The sequence below is a fragment of the Streptomyces sp. NPDC059010 genome (assembly GCF_042740355.1).
Lineage (GTDB): Bacteria > Actinomycetota > Actinomycetes > Streptomycetales > Streptomycetaceae > Streptomyces.
On record NZ_JBHYJA010000033.1, the window covers coordinates 35,816 to 57,170 of the forward strand.

Consider the following 21,355-nt stretch of genomic DNA (forward strand, 5'->3'; position numbering starts at 1 on the left):
CTCGCCGCGCCGGGGCGCGAGCCCCCGGCGGCGCGCCGGGGGGGCCCGGGGGCCCCGCGCCCGGGGCGCGGGGCGCGCCCCGCGCCCCGCGTCGGGGTCAGCCGGCGGTCCGTTTCTTGGTGGGCTGTTGCGGCTTCTCCTGCTTGGCCTGCGGTTTCGGGGCGTTGCGGGCGGCCTCCGCGCGCAGTAGGGCGCGCAGGACCGCGTAGTGGTCGGTGGGCATGGCTGTGCTCCTTGTGTCGTACTGACTGGCCTCGGCCGAGCTCGTTGCCGGGGGCTGTCAGCAGCGCAGGACCACAGTGCGCAGGATTTCGGGGACGTACGGCGGCCGTGGTGGCGCGGTGTGGGAGGGGTGCGCCGGGACCACGCCGGGTGCCGGTTGCGGCGGGGGCGCGGGGCGGCGCAGCCGTACGGGGGTGCGGCGGTCGGTGCGGGCCGGGGGCCGCAGGATCGTGTCGAGGACGTCCTGTTCGGCGGCGGCCTCGCCGGAGACGCCGGCCGTGGCGGGCACCGCGTGTGCGTGCGCGTGGGCGCCCGGGACCAGCAGGGCGAGCAGCAGCACGAGGATCCGCAGCCAGGTGCGGCTGCGCGGGAGGTGTCGTGCGGTGCTCACGGGAGGTCATCTCCCCGGTGGCCGTACGGCCCGCATCGCATCGGGCGGCAGATCCGCCCGCTCGGCGTACCGGTGCGCGGCGCGTATCAGATCGTCTGAAGAGACCCCCGCCTGTGCCGTGCCCTCCCGTGCCGTGCCCTCCCGTGCCGAGCCCGCATGCGCCGTGCCGCCACGGCGCCCGCCCCCCCGGCGGACGACGGGGGTTTCCGCACGGGTTCGCACGGCGCTCACGGCGCTCACGGCTCGTGCGGTACCTGGCGGGCCCGCCCCCGCATGCGCAGGCCGGTGATGATCTCGACGACGCCGACCGCGACCAGCCACCACCCGCCGAGCAGCGTGAGGACGGTGACCGACTCGACCGGGGAGTCGATCAGCACGATGCCGCCGATGACGGTGACGACGCCGAGGAAGATCTGCCAGCCGCGGGCCGGCATGGAGCGGTCGGAGGCGGCGGCCAGGGTCTGGGTGATGCCGCGGAAGAGCCAGCCGATGCCGATCCACAGGGCGAGCAGCAGGATCGACTGCATCGGGCGGCGGAAGCAGAACAGGCCGAGCAGGACCGACAGGGCGCCGCTGATGAAGGCCAGCACCCGCAGTGAGGTCGTCTTGTGCGTACCGAACGCGGCGATCAGCTGGAAGACGCCGCTGATCAGGAGGTAGAGGCCGAACAGGATGCCGGAGACGAACAGCGAGGCGTCCGGCCAGAGGAGGATCAGGATGCCGAGGGCCAGGGAGGCGACGCCGGTGAGCAGGACGACCTGCCAGGCGGCGCGGGACAGGGCGAGCAGGGGACCTTCGAAGGGCGGCTCGGGCTCATGCAGCGTCCCCGGTCCGTGTGGGCGTCCGGCATGCACCCGGCGGTCGTCGTAGTCCCGGCCCCCGGCAGGGCCGGTCGGTGGCTCGGTCATGCTCCATGCTGGGAACGCCGCCGCCCGCTGCGCCATTCGGGACGGGCCAGATGGGCCACCCCGCCGACGCCGGACGCTACTTGCCGGCCGCCTTCGCCGCCTTGGCCGCCGCCTTCATCTCCTGCTTGTGGGCCCGCACCTTGGCCAGCGACTCCGGCCCGGTGATGTCGGCGACGGAACGGAAAGACTTCGGCTCGCCGTAGGCGCCCGCGGCCTCCTGCCAGCCCGCCGGGGCCACGCCCAGCTGCTTGCCCAGCAGCGCCAGGAAGATCTGCGCCTTCTGCTTGCCGAAGCCGGGCAGGTCCTCCAGCCGGCGCAACAGCTCGCGCCCGTCGTCGACGCCCTTCCAGACGAGCTCGGCGTCACCGTCGTAGTGCTCGACGAGGTACTGGCACAGCTGCTGGATCCGCTTGGCCATGGACCCCGGGTAGCGGTGCACGGCCGGCTTCTCCGACAGCAGGGCCGAGAAGGCGTCCGGGTCCTGGGCGACGATGTCGTGCGCGTCCAGGTCGTCCGCGCCGAGCCGGTCCGCGATCGTACGGGGACCCTTGAACGCCCACTCCATCGGAACCTGTTGGTCCAGCAGCATGCCGACCAGCGCGGCGAGCGGGCTGCGGCCGAGGAGCGCGTCGGCCTCCGGGTCCTGGGCGAGATGCAGGGTGACGTCCATGGCCCCGATCATGCCCCCTCCACTCCCACCCCGCAGCCCTGCGCCGGCACCCCCCCGCACCGCGGCAGGGCGCCGGCCTGCGTCGGGTCAGGCCCGCCAGTACCCCAGCGCGTTCACGCGCTGCTTCGGCAGGCCCAGCTCCTTGCGGACGTACGACGTGAGGGCCCGGGTCGTCGCGGTGTCGCAGGCGATCCAGACGTACGGGTCCGGGGTGCCCTTCACCAGGTCGGGCAGGGTCTCCTTCACCTGGGCGACCAGGTGGGCTCCGGCGTCGCGCCTCGGCAGGGTCCGTACGTCGTGGCGGGAGGGCTCGGTGCGGAAGGGGAGACCGTCGCGCTCGCCCTCGAACCAGACCGTCGCCGGGGTCGGGTCCAGGGCGCCGAGCAGGGAGTTGAGGGCGGGCAGGGAGGCCGGGTCGGCGATGGCGAAGACGTGGGAGGGGGCCGGGTCCGGGCTGGTGAAGTCGGTGCCGTGGACCGTCGCCTCGATGGTGTCGCCGGGCTTCGCCGCCCGCGCCCAGTCGCTGGCGCGCCCCTCGTGCAGGGCGAACTCCAGGCTGAAGGTGCCGGCCGCCGGGTCCGGGTCGACCAGGGTGTAGGCGCGCTGGTGCGGCTTGCCCGCGTTGTCGAACCAGAGCCGGACCCACATGGTGGGATGCACGCCGGTCGCCGCCAGCATGCCGCCGTCGGTGAGGTGGACCCGGCGGTACTGTCCGGTGACGTCCTCGGCACCCGTCACCGTGAAGACGAAGTCCTTCGCGCGCAGCAGCTTCAGGACCGCGCCCTCCCAGCCGTGACCCTGCGCCATGGTTTCTTCACCCTTCAAGTACGATTCCTGCCCGGATTACTTAGGGAAGGCTAACCTAAAGCATTGGAGGGACACAGGGTGACGGGTGAGATCTACCGCGACGCCTGGGGCATTCCGCATCTCCGCGCGGACGACGTGACCGAACTCGCCCGCGCCCAGGGCCGGGTCACCGCCCTCGACCGGGCCTGGCAGCTGGAGGTGGAGCGGCACCGTGCGCAGGGCACGTCCGCGTCCTTCCTCGGCGCCGAGGCCCTGCCCTGGGACCGGTTCGTCAGACGGGCCCGACTCGACGACACGGCCAGACGCTGCTTCGCCGAGCTGGAGAGAGGGGACCCGGAGACGGCGGCCTGGGTACGGGCGTACGTCGACGGGGTCAACGAGGCGCTGGAGGCGGGGGCGGCCCGTACGCCGGAGTTCGCCAGGACCGGGCTCGTACCCGGCCGTTGGGAGCCCTGGACCCCGCTCGGTGTCTGGCTCGGCATCCACATCCTGTTCGCCGGGTTTCCCGCCAAGCTCTGGCGCGAGCAGGTCGTCCGGCATCTCGGCGCCGACGCGGTGGGGCTGTTCGCCATCGACGGGCCCGGCACCTCCGGCAGCAACGGCTGGCTGGTGAGCGGCGAACGGACCGTCACCGGGCAGGCGATCATCGCCGGTGACCCGCACCGCTTCATCGAGGAACCGGGCGTCTACCAGCAGATCCACCTCTCCTGCCCCGAGTTCGACGTCATCGGCCTCGCCGTCCCCGGCGTTCCCGGCATCGCCCACTTCGGCCACACCGGCACGGTCGCCTGGGCCATCACCAACGCCATGGCCGACTACCAGGACCTGTACCGGGAGCGGCTGCGGCGCACCGGGGCGGGCGTGGAGGCCCTGGGCCCGGACGGGGTGTGGCGACGCGCCACCCGGCACACCGAGGTGGTGGAGGTCGCGGGGGAGGAGCCGGTCGAGATCGAGGTGATCGAGACGGAGCGGGGGCCGGTGATCATCGGGGGGCCTGAGGGGTTGCCCGACGGGCTGCAGGACGGCGTGCAGGATGGGTTGTCCGAGGTGCTGGCGGACGGCGTGCAGGGCGGGTTGCAGGAAGGCTTCCTCATCGAGCCCCTCATCGAGCCCCACGACGAGCCACTCGACGAGCCCCTCGCCGTAGCCCTCCGCTACCCGCCCCGCGTCACCGCCGACCTCGGCTTCAGCGCGCTCCTCCCCCTCCTGCGCGCCCGCCGGGTCGCCGACGTCGACCGTGCCGTGGACCTGTGGGCCGAGCCCGTGAACGTCCTCCAGGCCGCCGACACCCAGGGCGGTCTGCTGCACCGCGTCGCCGGGCGGGTGCCGGTGCGTTCCGCCGCCAACCGGACCCGGCTGGTGCCCGCCTGGGAGCCCGGTCACGACTGGCACGGCCGGCACGAGACGCCCCGTGGCGGCCTCACCGACGGCATAGCGGCCATGGCCAACCAGCGCGGCCTCGCCGCACCCCTGGGCGTCGAGTTCGCCCCGTCCCATCGCGCCGACCGCATCACGGCTTTGCTGGAGGAGAAGGACCGCTGGTCGGCAGCCGACATGCCGGCGATCCACATGGACACCCAACTGGCCGCCGCGGAGCCCCTGTTGGAGATCCTGCGCACCCTCGGCACTGCCGACGCTGACCTCGCCCCCCTCACCCCCGACGCCGACCGAGTCCGGCAGACCCTCCTCGCCTGGGACCGCCGTATGGACGCGGACAGCGAGGCCGCGGCGCTGTACGCGGCGGTGCGCGGAGCGGTCGTACGGCGAATCGCGGCGCACCCCGCCTTCGCCGCGCTGTCCTCCCCGCCCGCCTACCCGGAGGTCCTCCTCCCCTGGCTGGCCCTGCTCCCCCGGGTCGGCTTCGCCCTCGAACATCTGCTGCGCGCCGAAGAGTTGTACGGCGTCGACCGCACCGAGGCCGTCCGTGCGGCGCTGGAGGAGGTGGCCGCCGAGCCGCCCACCGGCACCTGGGGCGACAGCCATCGCCTCGCACCCTGGCGGGCGCTCCCCGACCCGTCGTACGACGCGCCCGGCCTCTCCGGCGACCACGACTGCGTACTGTGCACGTCGGCCGTCCCCGGCTTCACCGACCTGAGCGCGCGCGGTCCGGCCGCCCGCTACGTCTGGGACCTGGCCGACCGCGAGGCAAGCCTGTGGGTGGTCCCGCTGGGCGCCTCCGGAATCCCCGGTTCGGGCCACCACCGCGACCAACTCCCCTTGTGGCTGCGGGGAGACCTGGCCCCGGTCGTCACCGATTTCACCGAGCTGGAGAAGGAATCCGATGTCTGAGCAGACCGTGCACGAGCAGAACGTCGGCGGTTTCGGCACCGTCCGTATCCGCCCCCTCGACCCGCAGGCGGACGCCGCGGTCGTGCACGGCTGGGTCAGCGAGGAGCGGGCCTCCTTCTGGGGCATGAACGGTCTGACCCGGGACCAGGTGGCCGAGATCTACGCCCACATGGCCACCCTCGACACCCATCACGCCTTCCTGGTGCTGCGGGACGCCGACCCGGTGGCGCTCCTCCAGACGTACGAGCCGGAGGCCGACCGCGTCGGCGAGTGCTACGAAGTCAGTCCCGGAGACATCGGCGTCCACCTGCTGATCGCCCCCGCCGGTCCCGAGGGCGGGCGACCGGGCTGGACCTCGGCGCTGCTGACCGTCGTGGCGTCGTACGTCTTCCGGACCCTGGACCGCCGACGGGTGGTCGTCGACCCGGACGTGAGGAACGAGAAGGCCATAGCCCGCTTCCTCAAGCAGGGCTTCACGGCCGGCCCGGTGGTCGTGCTGCCGGAGGTCGACCTGCCGGACGTGCACATCCCGGAGAAGAAGGCCCAACTCGCCTTCCTGAACCGGGGGTAGCCTTCCCGACGTGACCCCTGATGACCTCGTCGCGCACTACTCCCTGGAGCCGATCCCGCGCGAGGGCGGCCTGTACCGGCAGACCTGGGCGGGCCCCGAGCGGTCCGACGGACGGCCGCAGGGCACCGCGATAGTCGTCCTGCTGACCGCGGACGACTACTCGGCCCTGCACCGCCTCCCGTCCGACGAGGTCTGGCACTTCTACCTGGGCGACCCCCTGGAGATGCTGCTCCTCGCCCCGGACGGCACCTCCCGCACCGCCGTCCTCGGCCCCGACGTGGCGAGCGGCCAGCACATCCAGCTCACCGTCCCGGCCGGGACCTGGATGGGAGCGAGGGTGAGGACGGCCGGGTCCTGGACCTTCTTCGGCTGCACGATGGCACCGGGTTTCACCTACGAGGGCTACGAGCACGGCGACCTGGCGGACCTGACGGCGCGCTACCCCACCGAAGCCGCCCGCATCGAGGCACTGTGCCGCCCATGAGCGGACTCCTGGACGGACAGGTCGCCCTGATCACGGGCGCGGGCGGCGGCATCGGGCGGGGGATCGCATGGCGGTTCGCCGAGGAGGGCGCGGCGGTCGTGCTGCATTGCCGTACGGCGGTGAAGGCGGCGGACGAAGTGGCGTCCCGTATCCGGGAGTCGGGCGGGCGGGCCGTCGTGGTGCGGGGCGATCTGAGTGACGAGGACGCCTGCCGACGGGTGGTCGGGGAGGCCGCCGAGTGGGGCGGTGGGCGGCTGACGGCGCTGGTCAACAACGCGGCCGTGCAGCCGACGCGGGAGCTGCGGGGCATGTCCCTGGCGGAGTGGCGGGCGGTCGTCGACACCAACCTGTCGAGCGTGTTCGCCTGCACGCAGGCTGCGGTGGAGATCATGCGGGGGCAGGGGCAGGGGCAGGGGCAGGGGCAGGGGCAGGGGCAGGGGCAGGACGGGAGTGAGGGTGGGAGCGTGATCGGGGGCGGGGGCGGGGGCGGGGGCGGGGGCGGTTCGGTGACCCACATCGCCTCGATCGAGGCGACGCATCCGGCACCTGCGCACGCGCACTACTCCGCGTCGAAGGCGGCGGTGGTGATGCATGCCCGGGCGGCCGCGCTGGAGTACGGGCGTTTCGGGGTCCGCGTCAACTCGGTGTCGCCCGGGCTGGTGCACCGGGAGGGGCTGGAGGAGGCGTGGCCGGAGGGAGTACGGAGGTGGCGGGAGGCCGCTCCGATGGGGAGGCTGGGTCGGGCCGAGGACGTGGGGGACGCGTGTGTGTTCCTGGCGTCGCGGCTCGCGTCGTGGATCTCCGGGCACGATCTGGTGGTGGACGGCGGGGTGTCGGCAGGGCCGACATGGTGAGTCGGGCGGATCCGGCGCCGCCCCCGCCCGCCCCGGGCACGTCATCCGCCCGCGGCGGCCTCGGCCTCGGCCTCGGCCTCCCAGCGCAGCAGGTCGCCCGGCTGGCACTTGAGCACCTCGCAGAGCGCGGCGAGCGTCGCGAAGCGCACCGCCTTGGCGCGGCCGTTCTTGAGTACCGCGAGGTTGGCGGGAGTGATCCCCACGCGGTCCGCGAGGTCGCCCACGGACATCTTCCGTTTGGCCAGCATCACGTCGATGTCGACGACGATGGGCATCAGATCACCTCGTCCAACTCGGCCTGCATCTGCGCCGCTTCGACGTCGCGCGCGACGGCCTGGGCGAGCAGCATGCGCAGCACGAGCACGATGAGCGCGACCCCCAGGATGGCCAGGCCGACCCCGCCCATGATGACGGTGACGCCAGGGTCCTCCCGCTGGCCCGGCGCGTTGATGGCCGTGACGGTGAACCACAGGAGGGCAGCCGCCACGATCGCGCCGATCACGCCGTCCACGTAGCGGAAGGCGGCGTGGGAGAACACGGTTCCGCGTCGCACCATCGTCACCAGCCGCCATACGCAGACCAGGGCGACCTGGGCCGACACCATGCCCAGGATCGTGATCACGCGCAGCGCGGTCAGCGGGAGCGACCCGTCCTCAGGGTCGCTCCCGCTGACCAATGTCCACACCATCAATGCCTGCACGAACACGGTGCCGGCGAGCACCACCACGAGCACGGCGCGCAGCGCACGCACTGTCAGCTTTCCCATGGCCCACCCTTCAATCGAATCACGATGAGAATCTATCGAAAGTCGATAGGTGAGGCAAGGTTAAGGGCAAGGACACGGAGATGGGCATGGACATGCACATGGATGAGAGCGTTGTCATCCGAGGGGGCACGGCAGGGTGGGTGTCGAGCGGTTCGGGGAGCATGTCACCACGGCCAGTGAGAGGTAGGCGGGGCGTTCGAGGTAGAAGCCGTACGACACGTCGGCTCCCGTGGTGAGGCGTGCGGCGGCGGAGTCGACCAGTCGGCTCAGGCGACCGGTGTCCCGGTGATGCCGGTCCGAGAACCGATGCGCGTACTCGGCCAGCCGCTCCCCGAGCCAGGCTGCCGCTTCCTTCGCCTCGTCCCAGGTGCCGCGCACGAGCGAGCGCGGCTTGATCAGCCAGTACGCCGTCTCCAGCGGCGGCAGCTCGGACGTCGGGAACTCTGCCGCCACCTCCCGGTAGCGCTGGAGCAGGCGTTCCCCTGTGGGGTCGTTGGGGGACGGTGGGGGTGGGGGCCGAGGATGTGGGGGTCGCCGTAGGGCCTCGTTGTCGAAGCGTTCTTTGGGGCCGGTCCATACGTAGCCGTGGTGGTGCACCAGTCGTTCCCGTCCGGGCATTGCCAGTCGGGCCGGAAGCGGGGGCGGGGAATGGGTCCGACCCGACTGGTGGGGGGAGGAGGATCAGACGGGCAGGCCGAAGCGCGCCGGGTCGATACGCCGATCCGGGGCGTGTACAGGTCGCTTCCGTCCAGCATTTACTGCACCTTCCTGCTCAACTGACCTGATCGCGGCCATGCCTGACCGCCGCCGCCCGGGTCGGGCGGGAGTTCGTGGGAATGAGGCCCGCTTCAGCGGTTGCGACGCTCAAGGGGCGCCCGGCGAAGAGGTGCGCGTTGGTTTCTGTGCTCACTAGGCGTGGGTCTCTGCCTGGTGTTGCCGCAGCTCAACGTTCGCGTCGGATACGCCGCTGTAGTTGCCTTCGGAGCGTGCGTTCTCCCTGCTGACCGATAGGGACAGGCAGTCCGAGCATCCCGGCACGGCGGAGGGCTCGGGCAGTAGCTCGGTCAGGTGGTAGTCCTGCGGCTTGTGTGGCATTGCTTCTCCCCGGTTCATCTGCGCGATGCCACGACGCTAGGAGTCGGTGTGTTCGGGGCTCTACAGACTTGCGTGAGCTTGCACGTCAATTCGCTTTGCGGCAGTGCTTCTGCTGCCATCCAGGGAGTTCAATGACGTTGATGCAAGCCCGAGCAAGCACCCGAACGAGGGAGCCGGCCATGGCCGTAGAGTTCGTGGGAATCGACCCCGACACCGACTTGGACCACTGCCCCACCGTGTGGGCGGACGCGGAAGCTCAGGAGATCTTGTTGCAGGGGTGGAGGCCGAGCACCGAGACTCAGACGGAGTGCGAGGAGAACAGCCCCGCGAACGGCCCTGTGCCAGAGAGTGAAGCCATCGTCAGGATTCCGGCCCGGATGATCCCGATGATCAGGGAGGCGTGTGATGCCGTCGAGCGCGCCCAGCTTCGCTGATCTGCTTGGCCGGTGTGAGCGGTCCGCCGTCCACCTGGAGCTGCGCGACTCCTACGCCTCGACGGACCGGTTCGAGGCGTGGAAGCGGGGCGAGCGCATCAACTGGGAGAAACGGGAAGCCTGGTGGCATCCCTTCCATCAGCTGATCGCGGACGCCTTGGCCCGGGGCGTAACGGTCCGCCGGGCTCGGGTGGTCTCCGAGCCCGTGTCGGAGTACATCCGCTGGGAGCACTACGTCACTCACGCCAACATCACGGCGGGCGAGGAGGTCCGGTGGCTGCCCCGGCGACGGGCCACAAGCATCCCCCTGCCGGGAAACGACTTCTGGCTGTTCGACGGCGGGCTGCTCCGGGTGCACCATTTCTCCGGTGACGGAGTGGTGGTCGAGGACGAGATCACGGCAGATCCCGAGGCCGTGAAGCTGTGCTCCACTGCCTTCGAGACGGTCTGGGAGCGAGCGATCCCGCACCACCTGTACGAGATCTGACGAAGGCCGGCTCCATGCCCCCGCATCCCTCTTCACGTGTCCAGAAGGCTCGCGAGAATCTCGCCGACCGTCTGCGTGAGATTCGGAACGACGCCGGGATCACCGGGCGGGAGCTGGCTGTCAGATGCGGCTGGTCTGAGTCGAAGTCGTCCCGGATCGAGAACGCCAAGACGCCTCCCTCTGACGCGGACATCAAAGCGTGGTGCCGGGCCTGCGTCGCTGAGGACCAAGTCCCCGATTTGATCGCGGCAAACAGGCAGTCTGCTGATGCTCATGTGCAGTGGCGACGACTCCAGCGGAGCGGTCTGCGCCACCTGCAAGAGTCCGTGGTCGACCTGTACCAGCAAACCAAGATGTTCCGCGTCTACGTCTCTGACGTGATTCCCGGTTTCCTCCAGACAACCGGATACGCCACTGCCCTCTTGTCATCCATCGCGGAATTCCGGGGAACCCCGGACGACGTGACGGACGCGGTGACGGCCCGCATGAGGCGTAACGCGGTGTTGAGTGATGGCTCCAGACGCTTCTTGTTCGTGCTGGAGGAGTCGGTGTTGCGGTACCGGCTGTGCAGCGCCGAGACCATGGCGGCGCAGCTTGGTCACCTGCTGGGGGTCATGGATCTCCAGAACGTTGCCGTGGGTATCGTCCCGTTTTCGGCTCAACGGGCCGTGTGGCCCATGCCCACTTTCACCATCTTCGACGACATCAGGGTGCATGCGGACACGTTGGATGCCGCTTCCGCGCTTACGGAGCCCAGCCAGGTCGAGCTGTACGCCCGGGCCTTTGAACGGCTGTCACAGGGGGCTGTGCGGGGAGCGGCAGCGCGTTCCCTGATAGCGGATGCGGTGGCGTCCCTGACGTGACAGGGGTGTTCCGCGTCTGCCGTTACTGCTTCGCGTCCATCGCGTGTGAAAGGAAGCCTGCCCATGCGGTGGGGCAGAGGGTGAGGTGGTGGCCGGTCGGGTTTTTGGAGTCGCGGATGTGGATGGTGGTCGGGGTGGTGGCTATCTCGACGCAGTTCGAGCTGTCGCCGCTGTAAGTGGACTTCTGCCAGTGGAGGGTCTGCACGGTCGGTTCTCTCTCAGGTGTCCTGGGTGAGGCTCTGGATGAAGTCGCGCGACTCGGAGGGGCCGAGGGCGCAGGACTCCATGTGGTCGAGCACGGCACGGTACTTGCTCAACTGTGCCTCCGCGTCGAGGAAACCGCAGCCGCCGTGGTGGGTGTCGAGCTGCACGGTGTCGAGTTGTTGGACTGGGCCCTCGACGTAGTCGAAGGACTGGCCTGTGCTCGGGTAGTACTCCGTGTCGAAGGGGATCACCTGGACGGTGACGCCTGGCATCTCGCTCATGTCGAGCAGATGCATGAGCTGCCCGCGCTTCACGGCAGGGCCGCCGAAGCCCATCCGCAGAGCCGACTCGTGGATGATCGCCGAATAGGGGCGCGGGTTCTCCCCGTGCAGGATGCCCTGTCGTTTGATGCGGTGGGTGAGACGGTGCTCGATCTCGTACTGCCGCATGGGCGGCACCACGGCACGGAAGAGGGCGCGGGCGTGGTCCGTCGTCTGTAGCAGCGCCGGGATGTGCATCGCCAGGGCAACGCGCAGGCCTGCGGCGTGATGTTCGAGTTCGGCCAGGTCGACGAGCGCGGCGGGCAGGTGCTCGCGGTACTCCTCCCACCAGCCGCGTGTCCGGCGTCCGGTCATCGCCGCCAAGGCGTCGATCAGCGCCTCGTCCGAGCAGTCGTAGGCCGACGCCACCACTCGGACCCGGTCGGCGCTGAGCGCACTCCGGCCGGTTTCGATCATGCTGACGCGCCCCTGGTTGACACCCAGTTGTGCGGCGGCCTCGGTGACGGTGAACCCGGCACGCTCACGGAGTTTGCGCAGTTCGGCGCCGAGACGCCGTTGGCGCAGGGTGGGGTTGTTGGTGGGTGGCAAGGCACCTCCTTCCGAGCCGCGACGCGGCGCTCTGGTAACCCACACGAGGGAAAGGAAGGTCGATCTTCCAACTTCGGAAGATTTATCTCCCATCAAGGTTCTACGTTAATACCCGCACCGCCCAACTCCCCCGCCCATAAGCCGGAAGCGCACCAACCCAGGCAATGCCACCGCCCGGCACGGCAGTTGAGCGACCCCACGCCCCCCTTCCTTGCGAGACTCCCGGAGGCTCCATGCGCACCGTATCCCCGCCCCACACCTGGGCGTACGCCCTCCGCCTCCCCCACGACCCCCGAGCGGCACGGGTCGCACGTATGACCGTACGGTCGGTGCTCGCCAGCCACGGCCGGGCCGAAGTGCTCGACGCCGTTGAGCTGTTGACCTCGGAGATGGTGACGAATACCTACCTGCACACCAACGGCCCCGCATCGCTGCGCCTCACCGCCCTGGCCGACGGACGTCTGCGCGTCGGGCTCTGGGACAGTCACCCCCGCGTTCCCGCACCCTTCGGCCGACCACCCCACGACCATGTCCCGCTCGCCCGGCCGGACGCCGACGGTGGTCGCGGCCTACGCCTCGTACAGGAATACGCCGACTGCTGGGGCGGCATGTCCCTCGGCTCCCTCGGCTCCACCGGCGCCGGCACCTTCGACCGTCGTTCCGGCAAGCTGCTCTGGTTCGAGATGAGCGGGTGAGTCGGTGAGCGTGGAACCCTTCGCATCCGTACGTAACTGCGAGGCGGCACGGACCGACGACGGAGAAGCGGCGTGAGGTGTGATGGCGGACGGCCAGGGCGTCGAGGGCGACGCGGACTTCAACGGCTGGTGCTGCTGGGCACCCTGCTGGTCCTGTTCCTCCTCGGCGGTACGGGACCAGCGTCGGCCCACGCGGCCCTCCGCGGCACCGACCCCGAGGACGGAGCCGTCCTCAAGTCGGCCCCCCGCCACCTCACCCTGACCTTCACGGAGTCCGTCGGTCTGCTCGACGACTCCTTCCGCGTCCTGGATCCCGATGGGCGTCGCCTGCGCGTGGGTGAGCCGCAGCACGCCTCGAACGGCGCCGACACCGCCCGCGTCACGCTGCCCGCCAAGCTGGCCGAAGGTACGTACACCGTCGCCTGGCGGGTCGTTTCGGCCGACAGTCACCCGGTGTCCGGGGCGTTCACCTTCTCCGTCGGCAAGGCCTCCGTGACCACGGCCATCGTCGACACCGGGCCCACCGAGGACCCGGCCACCAAGAGCCTCTACAACCTCGCCCGCTATCTGGCCTACCTCGCCGCCGCCCTGCTCATCGGCACCGCGACCTTCATGGCCGTCTGCCGCCCGCCCGACGCCCCGGTGCTCGCCAGGCTGCTCAGGTCGGGTTGGTGGACGCTTCTCGCCGCCACCCTTGCCCTGCTGGTGCTGCGTGGGCCGTACGAGAGTGGCGAGGGGCCGCTCGCGGCCTTCAGCGCCGAGTCCCTCACCCGCACCCTCACCAGTCGGCCCGGCCTGATCCTGCTGGCACGTCTCGCCCTGCTGCTCGTGGCCGCCGTCTATCTCGTACGGCTGGCCAGGCAGCGCAAGCCCTACGGCTGGTCCGGCGCCGCCCTCGCCGCGGGCCTCGCCGTCACCTGGGCCGCCGGGGAGCACGCCTCCGCGGGTATCCAGGTGCCGGTCGCCATGGCGTCCGCCGCGCTGCACCTGCTCGCCACCGCGGTCTGGCTGGGCGGGCTCGCGGCCCTGCTCGTCACCCTGTACCGAGCCCATCTGACACCGGCCGCCGTCACCCGCTTCTCGCGCCTCGCGTTCGCTTCCGTGACCGTCCTGGCCGTCACCGGCGTCTACCAGTCCTGGCGCGCCCTCGGCTCCTGGGACGCGCTCACCGGCACGACGTACGGCAGGCTCCTGCTCCTCAAGCTGGCCGGAGTCCTCTTGCTCCTGACCGCCGCGGCCGCCTCCCGGCGCTGGACGGCGCGACTGGCGACGGTCGGCGCGGAGACGGTTGCAGCGAAGAACGCCGTGTCGGAGAAAGCCGTACGGGAGTCGGAGAAAGCCGTACGGGAGAAGGTCCCCGAGGCGGTCGGGGGACCGTCCCTGCCCGAGTCGCCCGGCGACACATCGGAGCCGTCCGCCTCTGTGGGGCCCGCCTCCGAGGGCCGCGAGCCCACGGGTCTCGATCCCTCCGCCCCCGACCCCTCCGCCCCCGACCCCGCCCACCGCCGAGCCCTCCGCCGCTCCGTCCTCGCCGAGGTCGTCGTCGGTGCCGTGGTCCTCGCCGTCACCACGATCCTCACCAGCACCCTCCCCGGCCGGGCGCAGGCCGAGGCGGTGGCGCAGGGGCCTGCCGTGGTGGGGGCGTCCGTCACCAATGTGCCCTTCGACGTCGGAACCCCCGGCGGTCGCGGCAAGGTGCAGATCACCCTCGACCCGGGCCGGGTCGGCGACAACTCGATCGAGGCCCTCGTCTTCGGCCCCGACGGCGGTGTCTCCGTCGTCCCGGAGCTGCGTATCTCCTTCACTCACCCGGGCAAGGACATCGGCCCCCTCGACGCCGAACTCACGGACAAGGGCGGCTACTGGGCCAACAGCTTCCTCAACCTCCCCATCGCCGGGAAGTGGGAGATGAAGGTGACCGTGCGGACCTCGGACGTCGACCAGGTGAGCGAAACCAGGACCGTCGTCGTGCGCTAGCGCCGGCCCGCAGTCCTGCCGCAGGGCGGTTCAACAACGGTTCGAGATGTCGGTCACGTTTCCAAAACGGCGACGGACATCTCTTGACGTATGACCTGACATACGGCTGTTATTGCGCCACCGTGTTCGGTCAAGTTGATTTCTGATCGGTTACGACGGACTTCGGCGAGCACACCCTCATGATCGAACCTTGCCCTCAGGAGCCGTAGATGCGCGACCTCACCCCCTCCGGTCTCTCCCTCCCCTCACCCGGCCGCCGCACCCTGCTGCGCGGCATGGGAGGTGCCGCCCTGCTCGGCGCAGGTATTCCGCTGCTCAGTGCCTGCGGTGGCAGCGGGGCGGCGAGTGACCCGAAGACCGTCACCCTCGGCTCCAAGGCGTCCGACCCGGTGCCGAAGAAGGCGTTCGCGGACATCTACGCGGCCTACCAGAAGAAGTCCGGCATCACGGTCGACGTGAACACCAAGGACTCCAACACCTTCCAGGAGCAGATCAACTCCTACCTCCAGGGCACGCCGGACGACGTGTTCACCTGGTTCGCCGGCTACCGGATGCAGTTCTTCGCGGCCAAGGGGCTCGCGACGCCGATCGACGATGTGTGGAAGACCATCGGGGCCAACTTCCCCGAGGCGATGCACAAGCTCAGCAAGGGCGAGGACGGGAAGTACTACTTCGTGCCGCTCTACACCTACCCCTGGGCGATCTTCTACCGGAAGAGCGTCTTCAAGGAGAAGGGGTACGAGGTTCCCACCAAGTGGGACGACTTCGTGGCCCTGTGCAAGCAGATGAAGAAGGACGGGCTGGTGCCCATCGCCTTCGGTGACAAGGACGCCTGGCCCGCGCTCGGCACCTTCGACCAGATCAACTTCCGCCAGAACGGCTACGACTTCCACGTCGAGCTGATGGCGGGCAAGGCCTCCTGGACCGACGCCAAGGTGCGCAAGGCCTTCGACCTGTGGGCCGAGATCCTCCCCTACCACCAGGAGGGCGCCGTCGGCCGCACCTGGCAGGACGCGGCGCAGACCCTGGCCTCCAAGAAGGCCGGCATGTATCTGCTCGGCACCTTCGTGGCCCAGCAGTTCACCGACAAGGCCGATCTGGACGACCTGGACTTCTTCGCCTTCCCGGAGATCGACCCGCAGTTCGGGCAGGACACCGTCGAGGCGCCGACCGACGGCTTCATGATGAGCAAGAGCCCGAAGAACAAGGCCGAGGCCGTCAAGCTGCTGCAGTACCTGGGCACCCCGGACGCCGAGGACATCTACCTCAAGTCCGATCCCAGCGTCGTCCACGCCTCCACCAAGGCCGACACCTCGTCGTACACCGCCATTCAGAAGAAGGCGTACGACATGATCTCGGGCGCCAAGTCCCTGACCCAGTTCATGGACCGCGACAGCCGCCCGGACTTCACCTCCACGGTGATGCAGCCCGCGCTCCAGAAGTTCGTTCGTGACCCCAAGGGGATCGACAGTCTGCTGTCCTCGATCGAGCGCCAGAAGAAGACGATCTTCGCGTCGGGCTGATCACATGGCTACCGACACCACCAAGGAGAACCCGGAGGCGGCCAGCGCGCCGCCTTCGGGTGCTGCCCCCGCTCAGCACACCGAGAAGGTGCCTCACGGGCACCGCCGTCTGCTGACCCGCCGCGACCGGCTCACCCTCGGTCTGATGGCGGGTCTGCCGACCGTCCTGCACATCGCCCTCGTGTGGGTGACGGCCCTCGCCTCCATCGCGCTGGCCTTCACCACCTGGGACGGCATCGGCTTCGACTCCATCAAGTGGGTCGGGCTGGAGAACTTCAAGGAGCTGTTCAGCAACAACCCACAGTTCTGGCCCGCCGTCGAGCACAACGTCATCTGGTTCGCCGTGCTCATCGTGATCCCGACCCCGCTGGGCCTGTTCCTGGCCGTGCAGCTGGACAAGAAGATCCGGTTCAGCCGGGTGTACCAGACCGCGTTCTTCCTGCCCGTCGTGATGTCCATGGCGGTCATCGGCTTCGTCTGGCAGCTCATCTACAACCCCGACACCGGCCTGATCAACAGCATCATCGGCGCCAACGAACCGGGCAAGTACATCGACTGGATCGGCGACCCGGACCTGAACCTCTGGGCGATCCTCGTCGCCGCGTCCTGGCGGCACACCGGCTACATGATGATCCTGTACCTGGCCGGGCTGAAGGGCGTCGACCCCTCGCTGCGGGAGGCGTCCGCGCTGGACGGGGCGAGCGAGTGGCAGACGTTCAAGAACGTCATCTTCCCGACCCTGCGCCCCACCAACACCGTCGTCCTGGTCGTCACCATCATCGAGGCCCTGCGCGCCTTCGACCTGGTCTTCGTCTTCAACAAGGGCGCCCAGGGCACCGAGCTGCTCTCGATCCTGGTCACCAACAACATCATCGGCGAGTCCAGCCGCATCGGATACGGCTCCGCGATCGCGGTCGTGCTGCTGCTGATCTCCCTCGTCGTGATCATCCCCTACCTGGTGGCCACCTTCCGCAAGGAGCGGCGCGCATGAGCACCGGCACCGTCGCGCTGAAGAAGCGCGCCCCCGTCCGCCCCGGCAGGATCCTGCTGCACCTCTTCCTGGCGAGCATGGCGCTGGCCTGGCTCGGCCCGCTGCTGTGGGCGCTGTACTCGGCGATGCGCCCCTACAGCGAGACGAGTGAGAAGGGATACGTGTCCTGGCCGGACACGCTGAACTTCGACAACTTCACCAACGCGTATCAGCAGTCGGACATGAGCCACTACTTCGTCAACACCATGATCATCGCCGTGCCGGCGGTGCTGTTGACGCTGTTCCTGTCCTCCATGGTCGCCTTCTACGTCAGCCGCTTCGACTTCCGCCTCAACCTCGCCCTGCTGCTGGTGTTCACGGCCGGCAACCTGCTGCCGCAGCAGGTCATCATCACCCCCCTGTACCGGCTGTACCTGCTGGTCGACCTGCCCGGCATCACCATGAGCGGCAAGCTCTACGACTCCGCCCTCGGCCTCGTCCTCATCCACGTCGCGTTCCAGTCCGGGTTCTGCGCCTTCGTGCTCAGCAACTACATGCGCACCCTGCCGCACGAACTGACCGAGGCCGCCCTCGTCGACGGGGCCTCCGTCTGGCGGCAGTACTGGCAGATCGTGCTCCCGCTGTGCCGCCCGGCGATGGCCGCCCTGGCCACCCTGCTCTCCATCTGGATCTACAACGACTTCTTCTGGGCCCTCGTGCTGATCTCCACCGGCGAGAACATGCCGATCACCTCAGCCCTGAACAACCTCACCGGCGCCTACTTCACCGACCCCAACCTCGTCGCCGCCGGCGCCCTGCTCACCGCGATCCCCACCCTGATCGTCTACTTCGTGCTGCAACGGCAGTTCGTCAGCGGCCTGACGCTCGGCGCCAACAAGGGCTGATCCGCGCCCCGTTTTGAAAGAGAAATACCTGTGCACCACCCCTTCACCCCCGTAGCCTCCGTGCCCGTGGACCCCCGCAAGGCCCGTGTCCACGAGGAGGGCTGGCAGTCCTGGAGCCCGAGCGGCGCCTACGCCCTCGGCGACCGGCCGTACCGCCCGACCAACTCCAACTGGGCGACGGTCTGTTACCGGCCCGGCGTCACCGTCCCCGAGGGCACCTTCCAGGGCGAGGGCCTGCTGGCGCTCGACCCCGGTGACGGATCGCCGGTCCGGCTGTGGGCGGCGACGGATCCGCTCAGCGAGGTCCCGTCCATCAGGCTGGTCATGGCGGACGACGACGCCGTCGCCGAGGTCAGCGCCGACGGCCCGGTGAAAGAGTGGACGGGGACCGGCATCCAGTCGGTGCTGGGCGACTGGGCCGACAGCCTCCAACTGCCCGCTCCCCGCCCGGCCCCCACCGTCTGGTGCTCCTGGTACGAGTACTTCACCGCCGTCACCGAGGACGACATCCACGAGAACCTCCGTGCGATGGAGACCCTCGACCTGCCCATCGACGTCGTCCAGATCGACGACGGCTACCAGAAGGCCCTCGGCGACTGGCTCACCCTCTCCGGCCGCTTCCGCTCCCGCGCCGGCATCGCGGACACCATCCGCGCCCGGGGCCGCCGCGCCGGCATCTGGACGGCCCCCTTCCTGGTCGACCCGGCGAGCGACCTGGCCGCCGAGCACCCCGAGTGGCTGGTCCGGGACGAGGACGGCGGCTTCACGCACGGCGGCCGCAACTGGGGCCACGACCTGCGCGTCCTGGACACCACGCACCCCGAGGCGGCGGCATATCTGACGGAGGTCTTCCGGACGCTGCGCGCCGAGGGCTACGACTACTTCAAGGTCGACTTCCTCTACGCGGGCGCCCTGGACGGCGTACGGCACGACGCGGACGTGGACGCGCTGACGGCGTACCGGAACGGCGTCCGGCTCATCCGGGAGGCGATCGGCGAGGACGCGTACCTGCTGGGCTGCGGTGCGCCGATCCTGCCCTCCGTCGGCCTGTTCGACGCGATGCGGGTCAGCCCCGACACGGCTCCGCACCGCCGCCCCGAGGCCGATGACTACAGCCAGCCCGGGCAGGACCCGGCCGAGTTCACGGGCGTCGGCCGCCAGTGGCAGCACGGCCGCCTCTGGGTCAACGACCCGGACTGCCTGATGGCCCGCCCGGCCGTGGAGACCCGGGAGCGCTGGGCCGCGCATGTGGAGGCGACGGGCGGTCTGATGGCGTCCAGCGACCGCCTGCTGTCACTGGACGAGTGGGGCGTGGCGACCACGGTCCGCCTGCTCGGGGGAGCCGCCCGGTGAAGCGCGAACTGTCCGGCCCCGGCATCGCCTACGGCGGTGACTACAACCCCGAGCAGTGGCCCGAGGAGGTCTGGGCCGAGGACATGCGCCTGATGCGCGAGGCCGGGGTCACCATGGTCAGCGTCGGCATCTTCTCCTGGGCCCTGCTGGAGCCGAAGGAGGGCGAGTACGACTTCTCGCTCCTCGACCGCGTCCTCGGCCTGCTGCACGCCAACGGCATCGCGGCCGACCTCGCGACCCCGACGGCCGCGCCCCCGGCGTGGTTCTTCCGCGTCCACCCCGAGGCGCTGCCCGTGGACAAGGACGGCAGAGGGCTGTCGTACGGCAGCCGTCAGACGTTCTGTCCGAGCAGCCCGGCGTACCGGGAGGCGGCCCTGCGGATGGCGGGGGAGATCGCCCGGCGGTACGCGGACCATCCGGCGCTGGCTATGTGGCACGTCCACAACGAGTACGGCTGCCACAACGCCGAGTGCTACTGCGACGAGAGCGCGGCGGCCTTCCGACGCTGGTTGCGGGCCCGGTACGGCGACGACCTGGCGGCGCTGAACGACGCCTGGGGCACCCGCTTCTGGAGCCAGTGGTACTACGACTGGGACGAGATCATCCCGCCCCGCCCCACCGGCGCCGTACCGAATCCCACCCACCAGCTGGACTGGCGCCGCTTCTGCAGCGACGAGCTGCTCTCGCTGTACGAGGCGGAGCGGCAGGTGCTGCTGGAGGCGGCCCCGGCCGTCCCCGCCACCACCAACTTCATGGTGATGTACAACTTCGACGCCCTGGACTACTGGCGCTGGGCCCCGAAGCTGGACCTCGTCTCCAACGACCACTATCTCCAGTCCGCCGACCCCGAGTCCGAGATCGACGTCGCGCTCAGCGGCGATCTGGTCCGCTCGCTGGCGGGCGGTCCGTGGCTGCTGATGGAGCACTCGACGGGCGCGGTGAACTGGCAGCCGGTGAACCGGGCGAAGGGCCCCGGTGAGCTGCGGCGGAACGCACTGGCCCATGTGGCGCGCGGCGCGGACGGCATCGCCTACTTCCAGTGGCGGGCCGCCAAGGCGGGTGCCGAGCAGTGGCACTCGGCGATGCTGCCGCACGCCGGTACCGACAGCCGGATCTGGCGGGACGTGGTCCGGCTCGGCGCCGATCTGAAGGCGCTCGCGGAGGTGCGCGGCAGCGTCGGCACGGCCGAGGTGGCGATCGTCTGGGACTGGAACTCCCGCTGGGCGATGGAACTCCCCTCGCAGCCGAGCGCCGAACTGCGCTTCCAGGACCTGGTCCGCGCCTGGTACGAGCCGCTGTGGCGGTCGGGCGTGGCGGTGGACTTCGTACGGCCGGACGCGGATCTGTCGGGGTACCGGCTGGTCCTGGCGCCGAGCCTGTACCTGGTGGACGACGCGGGTGCCAGGAACCTGACCGCCTTCGCCGAGCGGGGCGGCACCCTGGCCGTCGGCTTCCACAGCGGGGCCGTCGACGAGAACTGCCATGTGCGGCTGGGCGGTTACCCCGGCGCGTTCCGGGAAGCGCTCGGTGTCACGACGGACGAGCTGTTCCCGCTGCTGCCGGGCGAGTCCGTGGGGCTCGACGGGGGCGGTACGGGGGTGCTGTGGTCGGAGCGCGTGCGGCTGACCGGCGCCGAGGCGGTGGAGTCGTACGCGACCGGGCCGTTGGCCGGTGGACCTGCGGTGACGCGCACCTCCCATGGTGAGGGCACGACTTGGTATCTCGCCACGCAGCCGGATCCGGCGACCCTGGGCGGGTTGCTGGACCGCATCCGGGCGGAGGCGGGCGTGGAGCCGGTCCGTGCGACTCCCGAGGGCGTCGAGGCGGCGCTGCGCCGGGGCGCCGACGCCGACTTCCTCTTCGTCATCAACCACTCGGACCGGGACGCCGAGGTGGCCGTCCCGGCCGACGCCACCGAACTGCTCACCGGCAAGCCGGCGAACGGCTCGGTGACGGTCCCGGCCGGGGATGTGGCCGTCGTACGGGAGCCGCGCGGGGACTGAGAAAGCGGCTCTCCG

The 21,355-nt window shown here is 70.2% G+C and carries 23 protein-coding genes and 1 pseudogene; 14 read left to right on the forward strand and 10 right to left on the reverse strand.

The genetic code is table 11. The features are described from left to right. Nucleotides 1-97 precede the first annotated feature (97 nt). The 5 genes from ACFWYS_RS30785 to ACFWYS_RS30805 form a co-directional block, all read right to left on the reverse strand. Complete coding sequence (locus ACFWYS_RS30785; protein ID WP_384775875.1) at nt 98-223, reverse strand: hypothetical protein; 126 nt, start codon at nt 221-223, stop codon at nt 98-100. A gap of 57 nt (nt 224-280) precedes the next feature. Continuing rightward, on the reverse strand, nt 281-613 hold the full coding sequence (locus ACFWYS_RS30790) for a hypothetical protein (protein ID WP_384775877.1): 333 nt from the start codon (nt 611-613) through the stop codon (nt 281-283). A 236-nt stretch (nt 614-849) separates the two neighbouring features. Beyond that, the gene (locus tag ACFWYS_RS30795; RefSeq protein ID WP_384775879.1) at nt 850-1,521 is read right to left on the reverse strand and encodes an HdeD family acid-resistance protein; all 672 of its coding nucleotides are present in this window, start codon (nt 1,519-1,521) and stop codon (nt 850-852) included. Nucleotides 1,522-1,597: 76 nt separating this feature from the next. Further along, on the reverse strand, nt 1,598-2,191 hold the full coding sequence (locus ACFWYS_RS30800; protein WP_384775981.1) for an HhH-GPD-type base excision DNA repair protein: 594 nt from the start codon (nt 2,189-2,191) through the stop codon (nt 1,598-1,600). Between the two features lie 87 nt (nt 2,192-2,278). Further along, on the reverse strand, nt 2,279-2,998 hold the full coding sequence (locus ACFWYS_RS30805; protein WP_384775881.1) for a siderophore-interacting protein: 720 nt from the start codon (nt 2,996-2,998) through the stop codon (nt 2,279-2,281). 78 nt (nt 2,999-3,076) lie between these two features. Here ACFWYS_RS30805 and ACFWYS_RS30810 point away from each other — a divergent pair, with 78 nt between their 5' ends. From ACFWYS_RS30810 to ACFWYS_RS30825, 4 genes and pseudogenes are all read left to right on the forward strand, one after another. Then, nucleotides 3,077-5,287 carry a penicillin acylase family protein gene (locus ACFWYS_RS30810; RefSeq protein WP_384775982.1) on the forward strand — a complete coding sequence of 737 codons (2,211 nt, stop codon included), beginning with the start codon at nt 3,077-3,079 and terminating at the stop codon, nt 5,285-5,287. Continuing rightward, nucleotides 5,280-5,872: pseudogene (locus ACFWYS_RS30815) on the forward strand (GNAT family N-acetyltransferase). Before ACFWYS_RS30810 ends, ACFWYS_RS30815 begins: the two are co-directional and overlap by 8 nt. Continuing rightward, complete coding sequence (locus tag ACFWYS_RS30820; RefSeq protein ID WP_384775883.1) at nt 5,869-6,342, forward strand: cupin domain-containing protein; 474 nt, start codon at nt 5,869-5,871, stop codon at nt 6,340-6,342. Before ACFWYS_RS30815 ends, ACFWYS_RS30820 begins: the two are co-directional and overlap by 4 nt. Then, the gene (locus ACFWYS_RS30825) at nt 6,339-7,196 is read left to right on the forward strand and encodes an SDR family NAD(P)-dependent oxidoreductase (protein WP_384775885.1); all 858 of its coding nucleotides are present in this window, start codon (nt 6,339-6,341) and stop codon (nt 7,194-7,196) included. The genes ACFWYS_RS30820 and ACFWYS_RS30825 overlap by 4 nt, the downstream gene beginning before the upstream one ends. Nucleotides 7,197-7,237: 41 nt before the next feature. Here the strand turns inward: ACFWYS_RS30825 and ACFWYS_RS30830 are convergent, their stop codons facing one another. The 3 genes from ACFWYS_RS30830 to ACFWYS_RS30840 form a co-directional block, all read right to left on the reverse strand. After that, the gene (locus tag ACFWYS_RS30830) at nt 7,238-7,471 is read right to left on the reverse strand and encodes a helix-turn-helix domain-containing protein (RefSeq protein WP_384775887.1); all 234 of its coding nucleotides are present in this window, start codon (nt 7,469-7,471) and stop codon (nt 7,238-7,240) included. Beyond that, nucleotides 7,471-7,962: a DUF2975 domain-containing protein gene (locus ACFWYS_RS30835; RefSeq protein WP_384775888.1), complete on the reverse strand. Its 492-nt coding sequence runs from the start codon at nt 7,960-7,962 to the stop codon at nt 7,471-7,473. Before ACFWYS_RS30835 ends, ACFWYS_RS30830 begins: the two co-directional genes overlap by 1 nt. Before the next feature lie 114 nt (nt 7,963-8,076). After that, nucleotides 8,077-8,559: a hypothetical protein gene (locus ACFWYS_RS30840; protein WP_384775984.1), complete on the reverse strand. Its 483-nt coding sequence runs from the start codon at nt 8,557-8,559 to the stop codon at nt 8,077-8,079. A 677-nt stretch (nt 8,560-9,236) separates the two neighbouring features. Between ACFWYS_RS30840 and ACFWYS_RS30845 the strand changes: the two genes are divergently transcribed. Genes ACFWYS_RS30845 through ACFWYS_RS30855 form a run of 3 tightly spaced genes read left to right on the forward strand, consistent with a single transcriptional unit; the run spans nt 9,237 to nt 10,841 of the window. After that, nucleotides 9,237-9,491: a hypothetical protein gene (locus ACFWYS_RS30845; protein ID WP_384775890.1), complete on the forward strand. Its 255-nt coding sequence runs from the start codon at nt 9,237-9,239 to the stop codon at nt 9,489-9,491. Further along, entirely contained in the window at nt 9,463-9,978 is a 516-nt protein-coding gene (locus ACFWYS_RS30850) for a DUF6879 family protein (RefSeq protein WP_384775891.1), read from the forward strand. Before ACFWYS_RS30845 ends, ACFWYS_RS30850 begins: the two co-directional genes overlap by 29 nt. 14 nt (nt 9,979-9,992) lie before the next feature. Next, the gene (locus tag ACFWYS_RS30855) at nt 9,993-10,841 is read left to right on the forward strand and encodes a helix-turn-helix domain-containing protein (protein ID WP_384775893.1); all 849 of its coding nucleotides are present in this window, start codon (nt 9,993-9,995) and stop codon (nt 10,839-10,841) included. A 22-nt stretch (nt 10,842-10,863) separates the two neighbouring features. Here ACFWYS_RS30855 and ACFWYS_RS30860 read toward each other — a convergent pair whose 3' ends face one another. Together ACFWYS_RS30860 and ACFWYS_RS30865 are read right to left on the reverse strand one after the other, a co-directional pair. Next, nucleotides 10,864-11,046 (reverse strand): DUF397 domain-containing protein, encoded by a 183-nt coding sequence (locus ACFWYS_RS30860; protein ID WP_384775895.1) that lies wholly within the window; start codon nt 11,044-11,046, stop codon nt 10,864-10,866. Nucleotides 11,047-11,059: 13 nt separating this feature from the next. Beyond that, complete coding sequence (locus tag ACFWYS_RS30865) at nt 11,060-11,914, reverse strand: helix-turn-helix domain-containing protein (protein ID WP_384775897.1); 855 nt, start codon at nt 11,912-11,914, stop codon at nt 11,060-11,062. Between the two features lie 233 nt (nt 11,915-12,147). Between ACFWYS_RS30865 and ACFWYS_RS30870 the strand changes: the two genes are divergently transcribed. The 7 genes from ACFWYS_RS30870 to ACFWYS_RS30900 all read left to right on the forward strand — a co-directional run bounded on the left by ACFWYS_RS30870 (nt 12,148) and on the right by ACFWYS_RS30900 (nt 21,340). Beyond that, nucleotides 12,148-12,609 (forward strand): ATP-binding protein, encoded by a 462-nt coding sequence (locus tag ACFWYS_RS30870; protein ID WP_384775899.1) that lies wholly within the window; start codon nt 12,148-12,150, stop codon nt 12,607-12,609. A gap of 129 nt (nt 12,610-12,738) precedes the next feature. Continuing rightward, on the forward strand, nt 12,739-14,586 hold the full coding sequence (locus tag ACFWYS_RS30875) for a copper resistance CopC/CopD family protein (protein WP_384775901.1): 1,848 nt from the start codon (nt 12,739-12,741) through the stop codon (nt 14,584-14,586). Nucleotides 14,587-14,795: 209 nt separating this feature from the next. After that, complete coding sequence (locus ACFWYS_RS30880) at nt 14,796-16,109, forward strand: ABC transporter substrate-binding protein (protein ID WP_384775903.1); 1,314 nt, start codon at nt 14,796-14,798, stop codon at nt 16,107-16,109. A 4-nt stretch (nt 16,110-16,113) separates the two neighbouring features. Then, nucleotides 16,114-17,100, forward strand: a complete 987-nt coding sequence (locus ACFWYS_RS30885) for a carbohydrate ABC transporter permease (RefSeq protein ID WP_384775905.1) — start codon at nt 16,114-16,116, stop codon at nt 17,098-17,100. Continuing rightward, nucleotides 17,097-17,984, forward strand: coding sequence for a carbohydrate ABC transporter permease (locus ACFWYS_RS30890; protein ID WP_384775907.1), 888 nt, complete (start codon nt 17,097-17,099; stop codon nt 17,982-17,984). The genes ACFWYS_RS30885 and ACFWYS_RS30890 overlap by 4 nt, the downstream gene beginning before the upstream one ends. A 30-nt stretch (nt 17,985-18,014) precedes the next feature. Next, nucleotides 18,015-19,337 carry a glycoside hydrolase family 36 protein gene (locus ACFWYS_RS30895; protein ID WP_384775909.1) on the forward strand — a complete coding sequence of 441 codons (1,323 nt, stop codon included), beginning with the start codon at nt 18,015-18,017 and terminating at the stop codon, nt 19,335-19,337. Continuing rightward, nucleotides 19,334-21,340, forward strand: coding sequence for a beta-galactosidase (locus ACFWYS_RS30900; RefSeq protein ID WP_384775911.1), 2,007 nt, complete (start codon nt 19,334-19,336; stop codon nt 21,338-21,340). The genes ACFWYS_RS30895 and ACFWYS_RS30900 overlap by 4 nt, the downstream gene beginning before the upstream one ends. Nucleotides 21,341-21,355: the final 15 nt, after the last annotated feature.

Coding starts and splice junctions, on each gene's coding strand:
- ACFWYS_RS30785 (WP_384775875.1), bottom strand. CDS start 223: ATGCCCACCGACCACTACGCGGTCCTGCGCGCCCTACTGCGCGCGGAG.
- ACFWYS_RS30795 (WP_384775879.1), bottom strand. CDS start 1,521: ATGACCGAGCCACCGACCGGCCCTGCCGGGGGCCGGGACTACGACGAC.
- ACFWYS_RS30800 (WP_384775981.1), bottom strand. CDS start 2,191: ATGGACGTCACCCTGCATCTCGCCCAGGACCCGGAGGCCGACGCGCTC.
- ACFWYS_RS30805 (WP_384775881.1), bottom strand. CDS start 2,998: ATGGCGCAGGGTCACGGCTGGGAGGGCGCGGTCCTGAAGCTGCTGCGC.
- ACFWYS_RS30825 (WP_384775885.1), top strand. CDS start 6,339: ATGAGCGGACTCCTGGACGGACAGGTCGCCCTGATCACGGGCGCGGGC.
- ACFWYS_RS30830 (WP_384775887.1), bottom strand. CDS start 7,471: ATGCCCATCGTCGTCGACATCGACGTGATGCTGGCCAAACGGAAGATG.
- ACFWYS_RS30835 (WP_384775888.1), bottom strand. CDS start 7,962: ATGGGAAAGCTGACAGTGCGTGCGCTGCGCGCCGTGCTCGTGGTGGTG.
- ACFWYS_RS30845 (WP_384775890.1), top strand. CDS start 9,237: ATGGCCGTAGAGTTCGTGGGAATCGACCCCGACACCGACTTGGACCAC.
- ACFWYS_RS30850 (WP_384775891.1), top strand. CDS start 9,463: ATGCCGTCGAGCGCGCCCAGCTTCGCTGATCTGCTTGGCCGGTGTGAG.
- ACFWYS_RS30855 (WP_384775893.1), top strand. CDS start 9,993: ATGCCCCCGCATCCCTCTTCACGTGTCCAGAAGGCTCGCGAGAATCTC.
- ACFWYS_RS30870 (WP_384775899.1), top strand. CDS start 12,148: ATGCGCACCGTATCCCCGCCCCACACCTGGGCGTACGCCCTCCGCCTC.
- ACFWYS_RS30880 (WP_384775903.1), top strand. CDS start 14,796: ATGCGCGACCTCACCCCCTCCGGTCTCTCCCTCCCCTCACCCGGCCGC.
- ACFWYS_RS30885 (WP_384775905.1), top strand. CDS start 16,114: ATGGCTACCGACACCACCAAGGAGAACCCGGAGGCGGCCAGCGCGCCG.
- ACFWYS_RS30890 (WP_384775907.1), top strand. CDS start 17,097: ATGAGCACCGGCACCGTCGCGCTGAAGAAGCGCGCCCCCGTCCGCCCC.